This window comes from Bacillus aquiflavi, assembly GCF_019915265.1.
GTDB classification, from domain to species: Bacteria; Bacillota; Bacilli; order Bacillales; family Cytobacillaceae; genus Bacillus_BT; species Bacillus_BT aquiflavi.
Genome location: NZ_CP082780.1, coordinates 1,417,637 through 1,437,901 on the forward strand (window position 1 = coordinate 1,417,637; position 20,265 = coordinate 1,437,901).

A 20,265-nucleotide genomic window follows, 5' to 3' on the forward strand; every position below is an offset into this window, starting at 1 on the left:
ATTAAGAAAGAGGGGATCGTACTTATGGAAAAGAACGATGTTTTTAACTCCCGTGCATCCTTTGATGTAAACGGCAAACGTTACCATTATTATCGCTTAGACGCCCTGGAAAAAGCAGGTGTTGGAAAAGTTTCTAAGCTTCCTTATTCGATTAAAGTATTACTGGAATCTGTTCTTCGTCAATTAGACGGTCGTGTGATTACAAAAGAACACGTAGAAAACTTAGCAAAATGGGGAACAAACGAAGTAAAGGAAATTGACGTTCCATTTAAGCCATCACGTGTTATCCTTCAAGATTTCACAGGTGTTCCAGCAGTTGTTGACCTTGCGTCATTACGGAAAGCCATGGCTGATCTGGGTGGAGATCCTGATAAAATAAACCCTGAAAAGCCTGTTGATCTCGTTATTGACCACTCTGTTCAAGTAGATAAATTCGGTACTTCAGATGCACTTGAAGCAAATATGAAATTAGAGTTTGAGCGTAACGCTGAGCGTTATCAATTTTTAAGCTGGGCCCAAAAAGCATTTAATAACTATCGGGCAGTGCCACCAGCAACAGGAATCGTTCACCAAGTGAACCTTGAGTATTTAGCAAATGTTGTTCATGCGGTTGAAACAGAAGCAGGTGAGTATGAAACATACCCTGATTCTTTAGTAGGAACAGACTCTCATACAACAATGATTAACGGTATCGGTGTTCTTGGTTGGGGAGTAGGTGGAATTGAAGCTGAAGCAGGTATGCTGGGCCAGCCTTCATATTTCCCTGTACCAGAAGTTGTCGGAGTTAAGCTAACTGGAACACTTCCAAATGGTGCAACTGCTACAGACCTTGCTTTAAAAGTAACACAAGTTCTTCGTAAACAAGGTGTTGTAGGCAAGTTTGTTGAGTTTTTCGGTCCTGGTGTATCAACACTTCCACTTGCTGATCGGGCAACAGTTGCAAACATGGCTCCTGAATACGGTGCCACTTGCGGTTTCTTCCCTGTTGATGCAGAATCACTTGATTACATGCGCTTAACAGGCCGTGATGACGAGCATATTGCGGTTGTTGAAAAATATTGTCAAGAAAACGGATTGTTCTTCGATCCATCTGTTGAACCGATGTACACAAATGTAGTGGAAATCGATCTTTCAGAAATTGAAGCAAATCTTTCTGGTCCAAAGCGTCCACAAGATTTAATTCCTTTATCAATGATGCAAAAATCATTCCGTGATGCTGTAAGTGCTCCAATGGGTAACCAAGGTTTTGGACTTGAGGAAGCTGAATTAAATAAAGAAGTAGCCGTTAAATTTGAAAACGGTGACGAAGCTACAATGAAAACCGGCGCAATTGCAATCGCAGCAATTACGAGCTGTACTAATACATCTAATCCTTACGTCATGTTAGGTGCAGGTCTTGTAGCGAAAAAAGCTGTCGAAAAAGGTTTACAAGTGCCGAAATTTGTTAAAACATCTTTAGCACCGGGTTCAAAAGTTGTTACTGGATATCTTCGTGATTCTGGCTTGCTTCCATATTTAGAGGAAATTGGTTTCAATGTTGTTGGATACGGTTGTACAACATGTATCGGAAACTCTGGTCCATTAAAAGAAGAAATCGAAAAAGCAATTGCTGAAAATGATTTGCTAGCTACATCAGTTCTTTCAGGGAACCGTAACTTTGAAGGACGTATCCATCCGTTAATTAAAGGAAACTACTTAGCTTCACCACCGCTTGTAGTTGCGTATGCATTAGCTGGTACAGTTGATGTTGATCTGCAAAATGATCCAATTGGAAAAGATAAAGATGGAAATGACGTCTTCTTTAATGATATTTGGCCGACTACAGAAGAAGTTAACGATGTTGTCAAACGTACTGTGACCCCTGAGTTATTCCGTAAAGAATACGAACGTGTATTCGATGATAATGCTCGTTGGAATGAAATTAAAACAAGCAATGAGCCGCTTTACACGTTTGATGAAAACTCAACTTATATTCAAAACCCGCCTTTCTTTGAAGGTTTAAAACCTAATCCAGACGAAGTAAAACCATTATCTGGATTACGTGTAGTTGGTAAATTCGGTGACTCTGTCACAACTGACCATATTTCACCTGCTGGTGCAATCGGCAAGGATACTCCTGCAGGAAAATATTTGCGTGAAAATGGCGTTGAAGTTCGTGACTTTAACTCTTATGGATCACGTCGCGGTAACCATGAGGTGATGATGCGCGGTACGTTCGCAAACATTCGTATTCGTAACCAAATTGCTCCTGGCACTGAAGGCGGCTTCACTACTTACTGGCCAACTGGTGAAGTAATGGCTATTTATGATGCATGCATGAAATACAAAGAAGATGGAACAGGTTTAACTGTCCTTGCAGGAAAAGATTACGGTATGGGATCTTCTCGTGACTGGGCTGCAAAAGGTACAAATTTACTAGGTATTAAAACAGTAATTGCGGAAAGCTTTGAGCGTATTCACCGTTCAAACCTTGTATTAATGGGTGTTCTTCCGCTTCAATTTAAGGACGGAGAAAACGCAGATGTTCTTGGACTTACAGGTAAAGAAGTAATTGATGTCCAAATCGATGAAAATGTAAAACCTCGTGATATCGTGAAAGTGACTGCTACTGATGAACAAGGCAACAAAAAAGAATTTGAAGTACTTGTACGCTTTGATTCTGAAGTTGAAATTGATTATTACCGCCACGGTGGTATTTTACAAATGGTACTTCGCGATAAGCTTAAAGCTTAATATAAACATAAATGAAAGAAAAACACCATATCACAGTATATGGTGTTTTTCTGATGTTATAGACAAAAATTTAAATTTAAATCGCTTCCTTTTGACTTGCATGTTTGGCAGTCAAGGCACGTAACAGGAGGCGTATAGTTTATAAGTCCGTATAAAAAAGTGAGTGTGCACTATATGTAAATAGAGTGCTTAAGCTTGTAGACAAGTCATTATTTGAAGCAAATGCTCTCTGACTATTGAAAGCACTTTGTCGGTCTAGGCGTGCAGTACGAGACGGAAAATTGGAAGTACAGAGTTACAACGAAGAATACGAGCATTGTTAACGGTAACGGTCTGACACGATATATAGATACGGTGTATTTCCTTTGCGTTCTCACTTCAATTTCGATATGTTAATCATAACTAAATAAGTGAGTGAGGAGATCGATATGGGAGCGTTTCAACTAGGAGCTTTTACAATAAAATATGAATGGATCATGATACTTTTTTCAGGAATGATTACATATATCGTGATTAAAAATTGGACAAAAGAAGATAGGAAATTTCAAACGAGTTTCCTCGATACTATTTTTAATGCACTAATAATTGGCTTTTTGATATATAAATTTAGCCTTGCTCTATTTAAACCTGCACTTATTTTTGATAATCCACTTGGATTACTTTATTTCACTGGTGGGATAAAAGGAGCTTTTTTAGGAGTTTCCGCAGCTTTTTTTTATGTAGTATGGAAAATGAAGAAGGAAAAATGGCTGCCTGTTATTGTTTTTAAAGGGTTAATTTACATAATTGCTACGTTTTTTCTTTCTTTTTGGGTTTTCAGAACCTTATTTTTCCTATTTTTTTAGGGTACAATATTAAATGGAAAAGAATACATAAGGAGGATTATATGATTAAAAAAGTGATTGCTGCTATCATTTTATTCGGGCTGCTAACAACAGTAATTGTACAGGCAATGGAAAGGGAACCGAAGACAGGAATACAAATTGGAGATAAAGCACCTGATTTTGAATTAAAAACATTGACAGGGGAGACAGTAAAGCTTTCTGATTACAAAGGAAAAAAAGTGATATTAAATTTTTGGGCAACTTGGTGTCCTCCTTGTCGTGCTGAGATGCCTGATATGCAGAAATTTTATGAAAAAATGGGGACAGATGAAGTTATTTTAGCTGTAAATCTTGATCCGGGTGCAGATGTTCAAGGGTTTATGACTGAAATGGGCGCTACTTTTCCAGTTTTATTAGATGAAGAAGAAAGCGTGATGAAAACTTATAAAATTTTATCTATCCCTACAACATTTTTTATCGATTCAGAAGGTGTGATTCGTCAAAAATATACAGGTGCTATGTCGTTACAAATGATGAAAAAGAGTATGAATGATTTGAAATAAATAACTTAAATTAAATTTTCGAAAAGTTGTAATAATTCTAACGAAATTTGGGGAGAATAGCTGTTACAATGGTTTTAAAGGAAGGTGAAAACAATGAGAAAGCCACGGAAACGTTCCTTTGCTGAACTTGTACTAGAAAATAAGCGTCAGCTGTTAAAAGACCGCGAAGCGTTAGAAAAAATTGAAGAACGAATTGAAGAAAAACGACTTAAAGCATAGATTTACCAATTATGATTCTAAGTTGTAAGGGGAACCCTTAAAATATGGAGGGGATCATAATGGGTAATCCGAAAGGAAGCAGAAAGCATTTCGTTCCAAACCATATTGGGACACAGCCGCGCGGTTTTGGAGGAAATAAAGGAAAAAAGATGCAGGACCAATCAGGTCAGCATGCACAAGTCATTCAAACTAAAGGTGAATAAATGAAATAGATTTTTATATCATGATAGCACTTGACGTCGTTCGAGTGCTTTTTATTAGTGTGCCAGGCATGGCATTTATCTAGGTGGTGCAAGTCCACTGTGGGGGAACACATCATCCAACCACTAGGGAAGCGCAAGGTGCTTGTCGTGAGGCAAGAGCTGAAGGAAGCGTGTACCAAAATCTTGGTCTGACGAACAGAAATCTGATACCAAGGCTTTACAGAAGGATAAGACTACTAAACAAGTCAAAGTCCAAAAGATGTGCGTAACTCTGTGAAGTAAATCAGGCAGATAAAAAGAGGAAAGATAAATGTCTTACCTTGGGAGGTCTCACGAACAGTTGAGGAGTCCCCTATAAAGAAAACTGGTCGAATAAGGTTTATCGTGAGAAGTCAGCAGAAACCAACACGTGGTTAATTGATATTGACCTAGAACGCTTCTTTGATACTGTCCATCATGATAAGTTAATGAGAATAATTTCTTATACAATCAAGGATGGCGATGTCATATCACATACGAAAATATCTAACAAGTGGAGTAATGGTGAATGGGAAACGTGAAAACACTCCCATTGGAACACCGCAAGGTGGTAACCTGAGTCCGCTATTAAGCAACATCATGCTTAATGAATTAGATAAGGAATTAGAAGCAAGAAATCTAAATTTCGTCAGAGATGCGGATGATAGCATCATCTTCGTCAAAAGTGAAAAAGCAGCCAATCGTGTCATGAAATCTATCACAAATTTTATCGAAAAGAAACTTGGGTTAATCGTAAACGCAGAGAAAAGTAGAATATCAAGACCAGGAAATACGAAATTTCTAGGATTTGGATTCTATTATGATACGCATACGAAAAAATATCAACCACGAGCGCATCAAGATTCGGTACGGAAATTCCAAAGAAAGCTAAAACAGCTAACGAAACGCAACCAAGGAGTCTCCCTAAATAATAGGATAATGAAATTAAGACAAGTTATTTACGGATGGGTGAACTACTTTAAAATCGCGAAGTTGAAAAAGATACTCACAACTACTGATGCGAAATTGCGCTCTAGGTTACGAGTCATCATTTGGAAACAATGGAAAAGTAATAAGAAGCGAATCCAATCACTTATTCAATTGGGTGTACCTGAAGAAGAAGCCAAAGGACTGACCTATTGCCGAAAAGGATATCGGTACATAGGGCTATCGAAAGTTGTTCAAACAGCATTATCAAATAAACGTCTAAAGCAAAGAGGAATCCCCTTTGCCTTAGATTATTACTTAGAAGTTCATACTGCAATATAAGTTGAACCGCCGTATACGGAACCGTACGTACGATGGTGTGAGAGGGATGGGAAGTTAAATAACTTTCCTCTCTACTCGATTAAATTTAATGTTTGATTACGAATAAAACTTAAAATCAGCTGTTATAATATTTTTTTTCCTTCACAAACTAACAGTGTAGATCTAAAAAAAAGGAGGAAATGACGTGTCAAATAATAAATCAAAACCAGATGATCGCAGTGACAATGTTGAAAAGCTTCAAGAAATGGTTCAAAATACGATTGAAAATATAGAGCTGGCAGAAGAGACAATGCAGTTATCAAATGGTGAGAATCGAGCAGAAATTGCTGAAAAAAATGAACGGAGACGAGAAAGTATTGAGGCAATGCGTCAAGAAATAAAAGACGAGGCACATGCACAGCAAGATCAAAATGAAGAATTTTGACCTATCCGTTTTTGGATAGGTTTTTTCTTTTTCCTTCATGTACAGAAAATTTGTGCTAGTATAGAATTGGAAATTAAAAATTTATATTTGTACTGAAAAGGGGAAAAAACAATGTTAGTATCAACAAAAGAAGTCGAAGTCCGCTATGCAGAAACAGACCAAATGGGAGTTGTTTATCACGCAAATTATTTAGTTTGGATGGAACTCGGACGAACAAAGCTAGTAAAAGATCTAGGTTTTAATTATGCTAAAATGGAAGAGGATGGCATTATTTCTCCAGTTATTGATATTGAAGCCTCGTATAAAAAGCCACTTCGCTACGGAGAAACTGCTAAAATAAAAACATGGATTGAAGAATACAACGGTTTTAAAGTGACATATGGTTATGAAATTTTTACTGAAACGGGAGAGTTAGCGGTTATGGGTTTTTCAAAGCACGTCTGTGTGAAAAAAGCCACGTTTAAACCGATTTCAATTAAAAGGTCTTATCCTGAATGGCATTTAGCATATGAAAAAGCGAAAAAGCATGCTTAGATAATGGTCATGTCTGCTGTTTTTATAGTTAGACGCCTTAATGTGGCATTCATTGCAGCCACATTAAGGTTAAGGCAAGTCAATGTGTTAGAAACATTAAAAGGTTAAAAACAATATGTAAATTAATCGCTACTATGATGCTCTTGGCACTTACAGTTAATTTACCGAACAATAACCCGATGATAAAAAAGACGGGGACAAAAGCAAGTGCGTGTTCAACTGAAAGGACGGAAAATCCAAAGGCGATACTTATAAAAAGAAGACCGAGATGTTCACCGACAATGGAAACAAACTTCGTTAATAAAACCCCACGCCACAAGATTTCTTCTAATATTCCGTTTACAATTGAAAAGACAATCATTCCGAACAGGATTTCTTTATTTAATAGTTCGACATTTCCTCTCATGATCAGTAAAAAGAAGACAATTAAAAAAATAATCCATAGGGCAATAAAAAGCTGTTTGACACGAATAACATGACTTCGATTCTCTGAGAAACGAAGTGAAAATGCTTTTTCCCATTTCGGACGACGATTGTAAATATTAAATTTTACTTTAAACTTTTTAGATATGTAAAAGATAAACAGCAGGGGAAATAGAATAAGTAAGCTCTTTACAACTTCTGACCAGCTATGTGAAATCGGTAGCTGATCTATTAGTTGATTTCCGTACAGCAATAACATTTCTCCAAGAAAAAAAGCGATGATTGTCCAAGCAAACACACGGTTTTTTTCTTTTAAAAACACGATTGATAAAAGAAGAACGAACATGATTAAAAAAGTTCCATTATAAAGTTGTAATTGAAAAAATAAATACATCAATAAAAAAACGGCACTCAGTAAAATTGATGAGACTGTTATAGGATATTGAGTTCCTTTCATTTATGTTTCTCCTTTTTCCCTGATCCTTGTCAATGGCGTAAGTCTATTTTACCATTCAAATGTTGAGATTTTATGATCATTCATTAATTTACTAAAGTATTCGTTTCATTGAAAAATGGCTCATCATAAATAGTTGAGCCATTTTAGTGTATAGACAAAGTCAATATTTGCAAGAAACCCGGAAAGATGAATAGAACTCCTCATTCATGAGCTGTTAATCAGCCGTCTTAGTTGAGCCATTGAAACATATGGTTCATGATCTCATTATATTTTTCTTTCGCATTTGTTAACCCGGCTTTATCAGCATTTTCAAGAGGAACTATGCGATAGTTTTGTAAGTTAGAACTAGATACGTATGTGGGAAAAAATTGCGGGTTGGCTAAGCTTATATTAGTCTTATCTTGATGAACCTTTTTTGTCACTTCAATTGAAGCGATCCCACCGATATCTTTATAATCCCACATTTGTCCTGATAAGAAGTTTCCTAATGAATAAACAACGAATACATTTCTATCGTCCTTCGCTTTTAAAAATTCCATTGGCTGAAGAACATGTGGGTGGTGACCGAATAAAATATCAATTCCTTCGTCGGCTAAAAATTGTGCGAGTTCTTTTTGTTCTTCAGTCGGAAGACGCTGGTATTCATTCCCCCAATGAAGGCTCATTACGACAATATCTGCCTGTTCTTTCGCACGATGGATTTCATCCTTCATTTTCTCTTTATCAATTAAGTTAACAAGGTGTTCTTTTCCTTCAGGCACTGGAATGCCATTTGTCCCGTATGTATAGGAAAGATAGGCAACTTTTATACCGTTAGTCGTTAATATCCGTAACGTTTGCCGGTCTTTGTCATCTTTAAAATGGCCTACATACGGTAATCCTGTGCTTTCATAATAATTGATCGCATTGATAATCGCTTTTTCTCCGCGATCAAGGGTATGGTTATTCGCTGTTGAGACAATATCGACTCCAGAATCAATTAAAGCATCTCCAACTTCATGCGGACTATTAAATGATGGATAACTTGATAAGCCAATTTCAATCCCCCCTAAAATAGTCTCCTGATTGGCTAATAATAAATGGGGTTTTTGTAAATATTCTTTTACCCCTTGAAGCATCGGTTTAAAATCATAGCCATTTTCTATACGAGCATCTTCATATACCCGATCGTGAATTAGAATATCTCCAATTGCACTAAGCGTAACTGTAGTTGACCATTTTTTTTCATTAATATGGATTGGCTTTCGTATTTGCATCGTGGTGTTTTTTGAAGACGGATGTTTATTTTTTGGATCCACGTTAATGAGTAAATAGGCAAAGGAAATAATGACTATACTAACAATTGAACTAATAAATATTCGTTTTTTATTCATACTTTTCTCCTTGAAAAATACCGTGAGCAGTATATTTTAAAAAATATTGTATTAATACTATAATATATTTATGCCAAAAAAGCTTCTTCTCATTTAAAAAATGTAACATAAATTAGCAATCTTTTTAATGATCGTTACATCTTTAATTGGGAAAACCAATAGTAATAAAATAACGGGGTAAAAAAATGTTTAAACTAACTGAGAACGCACGAAAAAAATTGCTAGAAGCGATTGAAAGTGAACGAAGAGAAGAGAATGAAACGCTCTATATTCGATTGTCAATGGGGATTGGCTGAGGTGGTCCTCAACTCCAGCTGTCTCTGGAAGAGCAGCCTTTAGAAGCAGACAAAGTATACAATTTTGAAGATGATGTGAACATCCTGATCCACAATCAAGATCAATATTATTTTGACAACACAAAGCTTGATTATGTAAATGATTTATTCGGCATCGGCCGTTTTAAAATAATAAATCTGTAAGTTCCTTCATGAAAAAGGCCCGATCCTTATATTAAAATGGAATGGGCCTTATTTCATGAATGCAGCAGCTCATTAATTGGAGAAATTTTCATCGTAATCATCAGTTATAAACGTCAGTAATTCGTCAAAATTTGTAATCACTTTGATTGGTTCATTGTTACACGCAAGATCTGGCGAGTAATCATACAGTTCAAGAAAGAATTCACAATTTGAATGATCATCAGTCGTTGTACGATATACATATTGTCCCATTTTAGCACGAGGCTTGTTCATATAATTCCCCTTCCTTTTGAACTGATTTGCTTTTCTTTTATTTTACCGTACATCTAAACGAAAAAGACTTATATATTTGACGAAAATTCGACGACTTTGTTAGAAATTGGTTAACATTCGTGACGATATATCGGAAATGAAATTGTAAAAGTCGTTCCCTTTCCAAGTACACTGTCTATTTCAATTGTGCCGTGATGGTCTTCAATAATTTTTTTGCATATAGACAGTCCAAGTCCAGTTCCCTTTTCTTTTGTCGTAAAGAAAGGAAGGAAAAGATTTGCCATCGTTTCGTTATTCATACCGCCGCCATTATCTATAATTGAGATGATTGCTTGGCTATTCCTTTGCTGAGCGACAATATTAATCCTTCTTGTGGTTACTGTAAGCTTATTTTCTACCATCGCTTCCATTGCATTTTTTATAATATTCATAAAAACTTGCTTCATTTGCTTGACATTTGCCTCAATGATAATGTCATCATTGAGGCTACTTAATGTGAAGTGAATATTTTTTAAAATCGCTTCACTTTCATGTAAAATATAGATGTCTTTCAATAATGTTGCTAAATTAACTTGTTGTCTTTTATTCGTTTGCGGTTTAGCCGTATTTAAAAATTCATCAATCATATCGTTTGCTCGGTTTATTTCTTCAAGTACGATATGAGCGTAGTATTCTTTCCCAATTTCCTGCAAATGTGGCTTTAGCAGCTGAATAAAGCCTTTCATCGTCGTGAGTGGGTTGCGAATTTCATGTGCTATTCCAGCAGCTAGTTTCCCAACGGATGCTAAGTGCGTCGCGCTTGCAGTAAATTCTTTCATTTCTTTTTCCGGATAAAAGCAAAATAGATGAACGTTTTTTTGTTCATCGTAAAGCTTATAAACGTAATAAAAAGCTTGTTTCTCGTGTAAATGAAAGAACGGAATACTTACTGCTGACTTGCTTTGTACATCAGCTAAAAAGCCCTTTACTTTTATGTGGAAGTCTGTAGCAATTAAACTTAGAAAATTCGTTTTATATGGGAATAAATGCTTTGTAATGTTAGATCTTGCGATAATTTGTTGATGTTGATCTACATAAAAGTAAGGAAACGGAAGAGATTGCAAATCATTTTGATTTAATTGCATGTTACCATCCTTCTTTATTACAGTCGAACAGGGCTAGTATGAGTCGTTTCGAGATCATGACTGATTATTTTACATATTTTCTTAAAGTGTATGATTGAAACTCTCTTATCATACCAATATATAAATAAAAAGAGCTGACTAAAGTAATTGTCTGCTACTTTAGTACAGCTCTTTCAAACTTCATTCCCATACATAGTAAAACACTAGTAAGATATGTGATTACAGCCAGGTAATTTTCGGCTCTGTTTTATTCTTAATCCGTTTTATATTTGTTCGGTGACGGAAAATGACAAATATTGAAAGGATCGAGACAACGATAATCAGTGCAGGGTCCTGACTTACGATCGAATAAATGAAGGCAGTAACTGCGCCTACAATTGAAGAAAGTGAAACATATTTTGTCAAGTAAAGGCTGATAAAGAAGCAGATGATCATCACGATAAACATGACAGGCGCATAAAAAAGTAATACACCAGCAGATGTCGCCACCGCTTTTCCACCTTTAAAACGAGCGAATATTGGATATATATGTCCGATAGCAGCAAAAACTCCGGCAGCTAAAACATTAAAGTTCGATTGAAATAAAATCGGGAGTGAGGCTGCAAGTGTTCCTTTTAATATATCAGCAATCGTAACGGTTAGACCTGCTTTTATTCCTAGAGTTCTAAATGTGTTCGTTCCGCCTAAATTTCCGCTCCCATGTTCTCGGATATCAATTCCGTAAAAAAGTTTTCCGACAATTAATCCTGATGGAATGGAACCTATCAAATAAGCTAATAAAATAATGAGTCCGTATATTGCCATTCGCATGTCTCCTTCATACTTTAACTATACATTCTTATCCTAATCCCGCCTCAAAAGAGACAAAAGGATTATTAGAGAACGGCAGGGAGCTATCTGCTCGTATGCCGACTGCTAAGTTCAATTTACCATTTGCGCAAAGTGAAATGACTAAAGTTTTCATTATATTTTACCATTTTTTTTTAGAAAAATAATAGGCTTGCTTCTTTTATTTTTTATGATGATGTTATATTTATTAATCTAATTTTCTGTTATTTTGATCATAACGAAATTATAAGTATTCGACAAGACCTATCGGTTTTTTATTCTCTAGCAAAAATTATTGACTAACGAAACCGCTCCATTGTCTTTAAAACAGAAAACTTCGTCTATCCATTATAGACGAAGTTTTCTGTTTGTAATATAACATACATACGAAAAGAGTAATGGACAGAATATTTCACTTTTATTCTGGTTTTGGTGTTGGAGTTGATGGAACTCCAGTATTTTCGTATTTTTTATCAATATTTTCTCGAATCTCTTTTAGTGGAATACCTTGATCATATTGTGATTTTGCCTCCCGGGCAATATCGACGCAAACACCTCAGCCAAAGCCCATCGTATCTAGTTTGGCAACATCATTTTGAATTTCATCTACGAAGCAGTCGGTATTATTTTCATGACCATCTTCTTCATAGCAACCACAATAGCACGGCATATAATCTAAAATTTCAGGATGTTCTACAGCAATTTGATAGGCTTCTAAAATTTTTTTGTTATCCGTATGGGAAGTGATGACATCCCAGTCGTTGCTTCCTAGTTTATATTCTAAAACTGGCGGCTGTTGTGAAGTGTTGGATGCATTATTTTCATGATCGGCCGAACAGCCAGCTAAAATAAGGGGAAAAGTTAATCCGGCAAATAGCATTATTTTTTTCATATTATCACCTTAAATATGTTAGTAATTTATTTTAATTAAAGTTTAAGATTTTAGCAACAAATTTCTTCACGATCTAGGATGGAGACTAGTTCGTAAACATGATATTAGCACCTAATTGTGCATTTTTTATGCATTTTAAAACGATTGACAAACGCTACATTCTTCGTTCTCCAAAGTTTTATTTTTGTTTTTGCCTAGCGCTCTCCGTCTCGGCTAACAAGTTTTTTAACTAAACTTTCGGAATATGCTTCAGTATGAGTTTGTTTACAAGCTGCTGTGCAGATATTTTTTAATGTGAAATGATGAAAATTCTTTCAATTTTGCCAATCTTTCAGTACGATAGTTTTTAAGGAGGAGAACTTGTAGTGGGGCGTTTACAATATTATCGCAAAAGAAGAAAATCAATTAGATTTATTATTGGCGGACTTAGTTTCGCATTTGTACTGACTATGACCAGTTTAATATTGCTTTTATACCCGTTTCATTCGAACGTAAAGGAACCTTATTTTACTGGTGAAAATCCGATTCTTTATAATGGTAAGCAGAAAGGGAATGCACTTATTGAAGGGGATACAGTGTATGTTCCGCTTTCTTTTATGGAAGAAAATTTTGATGAGACAATGACGTTTGATAAAAAGTCAAACTCAATTATTATTACAACTAAAGATAAAGTTGTTCAAATGCCGACAGAATCATTAACTTACTATGTAAATGAAAAGCCGGTGGAGCTTCATTTACCGCCATTAAAAACGAGGGACGGAAAATTATATTTAGCGTTAAACTCAGTTCTTGATTATTACCCAATCCAATTTGTGAGATTACAAGAAACGGGTGCGATCTGGGTCCAAAAAGATGGTGAAGAACGGAAATTAGGGCATATTACAGAAAAGGATCGTACGAAAAAGGAATTAAGAATGAGGATTAAACCAAGTTTAAAATCACCTTATACAGAAGAAACGGTTGGCAAGGAGGCAGTGTTTATTGAAAAAGAATTTGAAGGTTATTATTTTGTTAGAAAACAAAATGGAGTGGGAGGTTATCTTAAAAAAGAGGTTGTTATGGAGGGGCCATCCCAAAAAGTAATCGTTTCAAGAGAAAATAAACAACCGCAGTTGCCTAAGATTGAGGGTCCCATCAATTTAACTTGGGAGGCCGTCTACTCTAAAAATCCTGATTTGTTAACAATGCCGGAAATGCCGGGTGTAAATGTCGTTTCTCCTACATGGTTTGAGCTTACTTCTAGCGATGGCACTGTTAAAAATTTAGGATCAAACGAATATGTAAAATGGGCAAAGGAGCGGGGCTATCACATCTGGGCTCTTTTCTCCAATGGATTTGATCCACAACTTACTCATGAAGCGTTGAAAGACTTTGAGACGAGACAGACCATTATTCGCCAGCTTCTCCATTATAGTCAAATGTATGAACTGGATGGAATTAATATTGATATTGAAAATGTGAATGAAGAAGACGGTCCGCTTGTAACACAGTTTATGAGAGAAGCAACCCCATATTTTCATGAGGCTGGTCTGATCGTGTCTATGGATATTACGTTTATTGCAGGGGGAAATTGGTCTGCTTTTTATGAACGAGATAAGCTCGCTGATATTGCTGACTATTTGGCAGTGATGGCTTATGATGAGCATTGGGGTTCATCTCCTGTTGCTGGCAGTGTAGCAAGCTTACCGTGGGTAGAGAAAAATTTACAGACGTTATTGGAAGTTGTTCCACATGAACGGTTAGTTTTAGGAGTTCCGCTATATACACGCCTTTGGAAAGAGACAGAAAAGCCAGATGGGACGATAGAAGTTTCTTCAGAAGCTATGTCAATGGGAAAAATACAAGAATGGATGAGTGATAAAAATTTATCTAAGAAAGATGATGAAAAAAGCGGACAAAATTACGTTGAATACAATAACGAAGATGAAAAGACTACATATAAAATCTGGCTTGAAGATGAACTATCGTTAAAAAAGCGGGCGGATTTAGCTAAAAAGTATAAATTAGCAGGAGTGGCAAGCTGGGCGCGTTATTTTGCAGATGAGAGAGCGTGGACAGCACTGCGGTTAGATGATGAAAATACTGTTACACAAAAATCACAATAAATATAGGTTTTACTTTATAAGAAAACTGTATGTTTGCTAAATTTTCATTAATGGTAAATAATAAAGGTAACGAACAAAGAGGAGCGGATGTTAATGAAAATTGAAAATCCTAGCCGAGAAGAAATAGGGAAGATTTTAAAAAAGGCAAAGAAAATTGCGGTTGTAGGGTTAAGCGCAAATCCGGAAAGAACATCTCATATGATTGCAAAAGCAATGCAAGAAGCAGGTTATGAGATTATTCCTGTAAATCCAGCAGTTGACGAAGTATTAGGTGTAAAAGCAGTTGCTTCGTTGAAAGATATAAAGGATCATGTCGACATTGTGAATGTTTTCCGCCGTTCAGAATATTTACCTGAAATCGCTAAGGAATTTGCTGAAATTGATGCTGATTTTTTTTGGGCTCAGCTTGGTGTTGTGAATGAGGAAGCATATCATTATTTGAAGGAAAGAAACTATACAGTTATTATGGATCGCTGTATTAAAGTTGAACATGCAATGACGAAATAAATATTCTCATTCTCTTGGAGCAAATATTTTTTGAACAGACATATACATGGGTCTTATGAGATCCTTATCGTAGACAAAGTTAAGTATTAGCCAACCATTCTTCTTAGACTGATTGAAAACGCTTGTCAGTCGAGGTGCGCAGCACAAGGCGGGAGCGAATAGAACAAATCGGTCATGAGCTTACGACGAAGTGCAAGTAACGAAGAATGCGAGCGTTTGTCACCAGTCAAAAAACATGGGGTCTTATGAGATCGCATGTTTTTTTTTTAGAAAAAATCAGCATTCATTTGCGAAATTAAAATAAAACAGTAAAATAAAGCAGAGGCGATTTAGCTTCTTCTGGCTGTTAAATCAATTTTATGAAATAATAGTACTTAATAAGAATGTATGTTCTTAAGTACCGATGGAGGAAAATCAACTAGAAAAAACGAATGTGTAAAATGAGGTTCTAATGATTTTTAAAAAAATGGAACCGAATCGTTTTCTGATGTACGAAAGGGGAATGTTCGTGGCGAACAAAGAATTACCATTTAAATATGATGACGATGCCATACAAGTCCTTGAAGGTCTTGATGCTGTAAGAAAGCGTCCAGCTATGTACATAGGAAGTACTGATGTACGCGGGCTACATCATCTCGTTTATGAGATTGTAGATAACGCAGTTGACGAAGCGCTTGGGGGCTTTGGTGATCATGTCATTGTAAAAATACATAAAGATAACTCAATTAGTGTTCAAGATAAAGGACGCGGAATGCCAACTGGTATGCATAAGCTTGGCAAGCCAACTCCAGAAGTGATTTTCACTGTTCTTCATGCTGGAGGTAAATTTGGACAGGGAGGATATAAAACGAGCGGTGGATTACACGGGGTTGGAGCTTCAGTTGTGAATGCTCTTTCAGAGTGGCTCGTTGTCAATATTAAGCGTGACGGCTTCGTATATGAACAACGTTTTGAAAATGGCGGAACACCTGTAACGACTTTAGAAAAAATCGGAAAGACGAATCAAACCGGAACATCGATTCGATTTAAGCCGGACCGGGATATTTTTTCGACTACTTCATTTAACTATGAAACATTAGCGGAACGTTTACGAGAGTCGGCATTTTTGCTAAAAGACTTAAAGATTGACCTTTACGATGAGCGGAATGACTTGCACCAATTGTTCCACTATGAAACTGGAATCGAAGCATTTGTTACCTATTTAAATGAAGAAAAAGATGTGCTTCATCCAGTTGTCAGTTTTTCTGGGGAGCAAACTGGAATTGAAGTTGATTTTGCATTTCAATTTAATGACGGATATTCAGAAAATGTCCTTTCATTTGTCAACAATGTACGGACAAAGGACGGAGGGACTCATGAAGCTGGTTTTAAAACAGCAATGACACGAACATTTAATGAATATGCTCGTAAAGTGGGGCTTTTAAAAGAAAAGGATAAGAATTTGGATGGTGCTGATATTCGGGAAGGGTTATCTGCGATCGTTTCTGTTCGCATTCCAGAAAATCTTTTACAATTTGAAGGTCAAACAAAAGGAAAATTAGGAACAAGTGAGGCCCGTTCAGTTGTTGATGCAGTCGTCTCTGAGCATCTTTCATACTTTTTAGAAGAGAATCCTGATATTAGCTCGTTGCTCATAAAAAAAACAATTAAAGCGTTCCAAGCAAGGGAAGCGGCGAGAAAAGCGCGAGAAGAAGCAAGAAGCGGAAAAAAACGAAAGCGTTCAGATGCGTTGCTGTCAGGCAAACTAACTCCAGCCCAATCGCGAAACCCAAAAAAAAATGAATTGTATCTCGTTGAGGGTGACTCTGCGGGCGGATCCGCAAAGCAAGGGCGTGACCGCCGGTTTCAAGCTGTTTTGCCATTACGAGGAAAGGTTATTAATACTGAAAAGGCGAAGCTTCAAGATATTTTTAAAAATGAAGAAATTAATACGATCATCCATGCGATCGGAGCAGGCGTCGGAGCCGATTTTAATTTAGAAGATATTAACTATGATAAAATCATCATTATGACAGACGCAGATACGGATGGAGCTCATATTCAAGTGCTCCTACTAACGTTTTTTTATCGTTATATGAAGCCGTTAGTAGAAGCAGGAAAGGTATTTATTGCTTTGCCTCCGTTATATAAAGTTAGTAAAGGCAGTGGAAAGAAGGAAATAATTGAATATGCATGGAATGACGACGAATTGCAAACAGTGCTTAAAAAAGTCGGCAAAGGATATAACTTTCAACGTTACAAAGGTTTAGGTGAAATGAATGCTGAGCAGCTGTGGGAAACGACGATGAATCCTGAAACGAGAACATTAATCAGGGTTCAAATCGATGATGGTGCAAGAGCAGAACGACGAGTCACGACGTTAATGGGTGACAAAGTAGAGCCGCGTCGAAAATGGATTGAAGCGAATGTTGCCTTTGGCCTAAATGAAGATAGCAATATTCTTGACAACGAAAATATTTCGGTCCAAGAGGGGGTTAAATAATGTCTACAGTAGAAAAATTTCGAGATTTACCTCTTGAGGATGTCATTGGTGACCGGTTTGGACGATATAGTAAATATATTATCCAAGAGCGTGCTTTACCTGATGCCCGTGATGGATTAAAGCCTGTGCAACGGAGAATCTTATATTCAATGCATGTTGAAGGCAATACGGCAGATAAAGGTTTTCGTAAAGCGGCTAAGACTGTCGGTAATGTCATCGGTAATTATCATCCTCATGGAGACGTATCTGTCTACGAGGCAATGGTTCGAATGAGTCAGGAATGGAAGCTGAGATACTTGCTCATTCAAATGCACGGTAATAATGGGAGCATTGATGGCGATCCACCTGCAGCTATGCGTTATACTGAGACAAGATTATCAGCCATTGCTTCAGAAATGCTTCGTGATATTGAAAAAAAGACAGTTGATTTTATTCCTAATTTTGATGATACATCAGAAGAACCAACCGTTTTACCAGCAATGTTTCCGAATTTACTTGTCAATGGTTCAACAGGAATTTCTGCAGGGTATGCTACTGAGATTCCTCCGCATCATCTTGGTGAGGTAATCGATGCGGTAATGATCAAAATGGATAACCCAAATGCAACTGTCGATGATTTATTAAAAGTAATCAAAGGACCTGATTTTCCAACAGGGGGAATTATCCAAGGAATAGACGGGATTAAAAAGGCTTATGAAACTGGAAAAGGAAAAATGATTATTCGGGGAAAAGCGGATATTGAATCAGTTCGAGGCGGGAAACAGCAAATTGTTATTACTGAAATTCCGTATGATGTGAACAAAGCAACTCTCGTAAAAAAAATCGACGAATTTCGTCTAGATCGTAAGCTTGAAGGGATTTCAGAAGTTCGTGACGAATCAGATAGAACTGGTTTACGCATCGTCATAGAATTGAAAAAAGATACGGATGCCAATGGTGTATTAAATTATTTATATAAAAACAGTGACTTGCAAATAGCTTATCATTTTAATATGGTTGCCATTCATAATAAGCGCCCGAAATTAATGGGATTATGTGAACTTCTTGATGCCTATATCGCACACCAAAAAGAGGTTGTTACAAGACGATCCCAATTTGAACTATCTAAGGCAAAAGAACGTGAGCACATTGTCGAAGGATTAATGAAAGCTTTATCTATTCTTGATGAAGTGATTAAAACAATACGTGCTTCAAAAGATAAACGTGATGCAAAAAATAATTTAATGGCTCAGTTTCAGTTTACAGAGGTGCAAGCAGAGGCAATAGTTTCATTGCAACTGTACAGATTAACGAACACTGACATTACAGCCCTAGAAAAAGAAGCGGAACAGTTAGCAAAAAAAATCAAAGAATTAACAGCTATTTTAGAAAGCGAACGGAAGCTAACGAACGTTATCAAAAAAGAATTGAAGAATGTAAAAAAACAATTTGCTGATGAACGCCGAACAAAAGTTGAAGCAGAGATTGAAGAAATTAAAATTAATCTAGAAGTGATGATACCAAACGAAGATGTGATTGTAACCGTAACAAAAGAAGGCTATGTAAAACGGACAAGTTTGCGCTCTTATGCTGCTTCAAATGGACAAGACTTCGGAATGAAAGAATCTGACAGATTACTCGACAAACTAGAAATGAATACGACTGACGTGCTCCTTCTTTTTACGAATAAAGGAAATTATTTATATTGTCCAGTTCATGAGCTCCCTGATAAAAGATGGAAGGATATCGGGCAGCATATTGCCAATATGATACCGATCGATCGTGATGAGCTAATTATAAAAGCCATGCCTTGTCTGGATTTCAACAATAGCAGCTATGTATTGTTTATAACTAAAAAAGGAATGTTAAAGAAAACGGAATTACGACAATATAAAGCACAACGATATTCTAAGCCACTTGTGGCGTTAAACTTAAAAGACGGCGATGAAGTCATTGATGTTCATCTTACTGACGGGAAAAAATATATTTTTCTCTCTAGTTTTTTAAGCTACGGTCTTTGTTTTCATGAAAAGGAAGTGAACCTTGTCGGACTCCGGGCAGCTGGGGTAAAAGGAATGAACTTAAAGACAAATGATTTTGTAACTGCTGGACAGGTGATTGATCACCACGACGAGGCAGCGATTGTCATTGTAACCCAACGCGGTGCCATTAAAAAAATGAAGCTCACTGAAATTGAGCTTACTTCTCGAGCAAAAAGGGGAGCGATGATGCTGCGTGAGTTGAAATCAAATCCTCATCGGATCGTCGGAGTTGTCCTATCAAAAAATAATGAGATCGTTTTTATCTCCACTGAAAAAGGTGTAATTGAAAGGATACATGTATCTGAGCTTCGTTATAATGACAAGTATTCAAACGGATCATTTCTTATTAATGAGTTAGACAGCGGGGAAGTAAAAGAGGTTTGGACAACAGAAATAGAACAAGCAAATAAAAATAATCGAAAATAAACTAAAAAACAACATGTTCTCATTTGACTATATGTCGAGTGAGGGCATTTTTTTTATTAAATTTTCAGAAATGTTTTACCAAAAATGA

18 protein-coding genes are annotated in these 20,265 nt (G+C 36.5%); 12 read left to right on the forward strand and 6 right to left on the reverse strand.

The genetic code is table 11. The annotated features are described in order from the left end of the window. Positions 1-24: 24 nt before the first annotated feature. From acnA to K6959_RS07035, 8 genes are all read left to right on the forward strand, one after another. The gene (acnA, locus tag K6959_RS07000; RefSeq protein ID WP_163243333.1) at positions 25-2,733 is read left to right on the forward strand and encodes an aconitate hydratase AcnA; all 2,709 of its coding nucleotides are present in this window, start codon (positions 25-27) and stop codon (positions 2,731-2,733) included. 428 nt (positions 2,734-3,161) lie between these two features. Then, complete coding sequence (locus K6959_RS07005) at positions 3,162-3,578, forward strand: hypothetical protein (protein ID WP_223088015.1); 417 nt, start codon at positions 3,162-3,164, stop codon at positions 3,576-3,578. Positions 3,579-3,619: 41 nt separating this feature from the next. Next, positions 3,620-4,120, forward strand: coding sequence for a peroxiredoxin family protein (locus K6959_RS07010; RefSeq protein ID WP_163243335.1), 501 nt, complete (start codon positions 3,620-3,622; stop codon positions 4,118-4,120). A 93-nt stretch (positions 4,121-4,213) separates the two neighbouring features. Next, positions 4,214-4,339, forward strand: coding sequence for an FbpB family small basic protein (locus K6959_RS07015; protein WP_163243336.1), 126 nt, complete (start codon positions 4,214-4,216; stop codon positions 4,337-4,339). A gap of 59 nt (positions 4,340-4,398) precedes the next feature. After that, positions 4,399-4,542 (forward strand): acid-soluble spore protein N, encoded by a 144-nt coding sequence (locus tag K6959_RS07020; RefSeq protein WP_163243337.1) that lies wholly within the window; start codon positions 4,399-4,401, stop codon positions 4,540-4,542. A gap of 540 nt (positions 4,543-5,082) precedes the next feature. Continuing rightward, on the forward strand, positions 5,083-5,829 hold the full coding sequence (locus K6959_RS07025) for a group II intron maturase-specific domain-containing protein (protein ID WP_262421912.1): 747 nt from the start codon (positions 5,083-5,085) through the stop codon (positions 5,827-5,829). A gap of 184 nt (positions 5,830-6,013) precedes the next feature. Next, positions 6,014-6,253 (forward strand): small acid-soluble spore protein Tlp, encoded by a 240-nt coding sequence (gene tlp, locus K6959_RS07030; RefSeq protein WP_163243268.1) that lies wholly within the window; start codon positions 6,014-6,016, stop codon positions 6,251-6,253. A gap of 111 nt (positions 6,254-6,364) precedes the next feature. Further along, a complete protein-coding gene (locus tag K6959_RS07035; RefSeq protein WP_163243269.1) occupies positions 6,365-6,787 on the forward strand; it encodes an acyl-CoA thioesterase in 423 nt (140 codons plus the stop codon). 79 nt (positions 6,788-6,866) lie between these two features. Here K6959_RS07035 and K6959_RS07040 read toward each other — a convergent pair whose 3' ends face one another. The 6 genes from K6959_RS07040 to K6959_RS07070 form a co-directional block, all read right to left on the reverse strand. Next, positions 6,867-7,667 (reverse strand): CPBP family intramembrane glutamic endopeptidase, encoded by an 801-nt coding sequence (locus K6959_RS07040; protein WP_163243270.1) that lies wholly within the window; start codon positions 7,665-7,667, stop codon positions 6,867-6,869. A 227-nt stretch (positions 7,668-7,894) separates the two neighbouring features. Continuing rightward, positions 7,895-9,040: a CapA family protein gene (locus K6959_RS07045; protein ID WP_223088016.1), complete on the reverse strand. Its 1,146-nt coding sequence runs from the start codon at positions 9,038-9,040 to the stop codon at positions 7,895-7,897. Positions 9,041-9,591: 551 nt separating this feature from the next. Continuing rightward, positions 9,592-9,792 carry a hypothetical protein gene (locus K6959_RS07050; RefSeq protein ID WP_163243272.1) on the reverse strand — a complete coding sequence of 67 codons (201 nt, stop codon included), beginning with the start codon at positions 9,790-9,792 and terminating at the stop codon, positions 9,592-9,594. Positions 9,793-9,902: 110 nt separating this feature from the next. Further along, entirely contained in the window at positions 9,903-10,916 is a 1,014-nt protein-coding gene (locus tag K6959_RS07055; RefSeq protein WP_163243273.1) for an ATP-binding protein, read from the reverse strand. A 219-nt stretch (positions 10,917-11,135) separates the two neighbouring features. Then, positions 11,136-11,720 carry a glycerol-3-phosphate 1-O-acyltransferase PlsY gene (gene plsY, locus K6959_RS07060; RefSeq protein ID WP_163243274.1) on the reverse strand — a complete coding sequence of 195 codons (585 nt, stop codon included), beginning with the start codon at positions 11,718-11,720 and terminating at the stop codon, positions 11,136-11,138. 442 nt (positions 11,721-12,162) lie between these two features. Beyond that, the gene (locus K6959_RS07070; protein WP_316252532.1) at positions 12,163-12,636 is read right to left on the reverse strand and encodes a PCYCGC motif-containing (lipo)protein; all 474 of its coding nucleotides are present in this window, start codon (positions 12,634-12,636) and stop codon (positions 12,163-12,165) included. Between the two features lie 365 nt (positions 12,637-13,001). Between K6959_RS07070 and K6959_RS07075 the strand changes: the two genes are divergently transcribed. The 4 genes from K6959_RS07075 to parC all read left to right on the forward strand — a co-directional run bounded on the left by K6959_RS07075 (position 13,002) and on the right by parC (position 20,177). Beyond that, the gene (locus K6959_RS07075; protein WP_223088020.1) at positions 13,002-14,741 is read left to right on the forward strand and encodes a glycosyl hydrolase family 18 protein; all 1,740 of its coding nucleotides are present in this window, start codon (positions 13,002-13,004) and stop codon (positions 14,739-14,741) included. Between the two features lie 93 nt (positions 14,742-14,834). Continuing rightward, on the forward strand, positions 14,835-15,248 hold the full coding sequence (locus K6959_RS07080; RefSeq protein ID WP_223088022.1) for a CoA-binding protein: 414 nt from the start codon (positions 14,835-14,837) through the stop codon (positions 15,246-15,248). A 508-nt stretch (positions 15,249-15,756) separates the two neighbouring features. Then, on the forward strand, positions 15,757-17,730 hold the full coding sequence (parE, locus tag K6959_RS07085) for a DNA topoisomerase IV subunit B (protein WP_223088023.1): 1,974 nt from the start codon (positions 15,757-15,759) through the stop codon (positions 17,728-17,730). Further along, entirely contained in the window at positions 17,730-20,177 is a 2,448-nt protein-coding gene (gene parC / locus K6959_RS07090; protein ID WP_223088025.1) for a DNA topoisomerase IV subunit A, read from the forward strand. Before parE ends, parC begins: the two co-directional genes overlap by 1 nt. Positions 20,178-20,265: the final 88 nt, after the last annotated feature.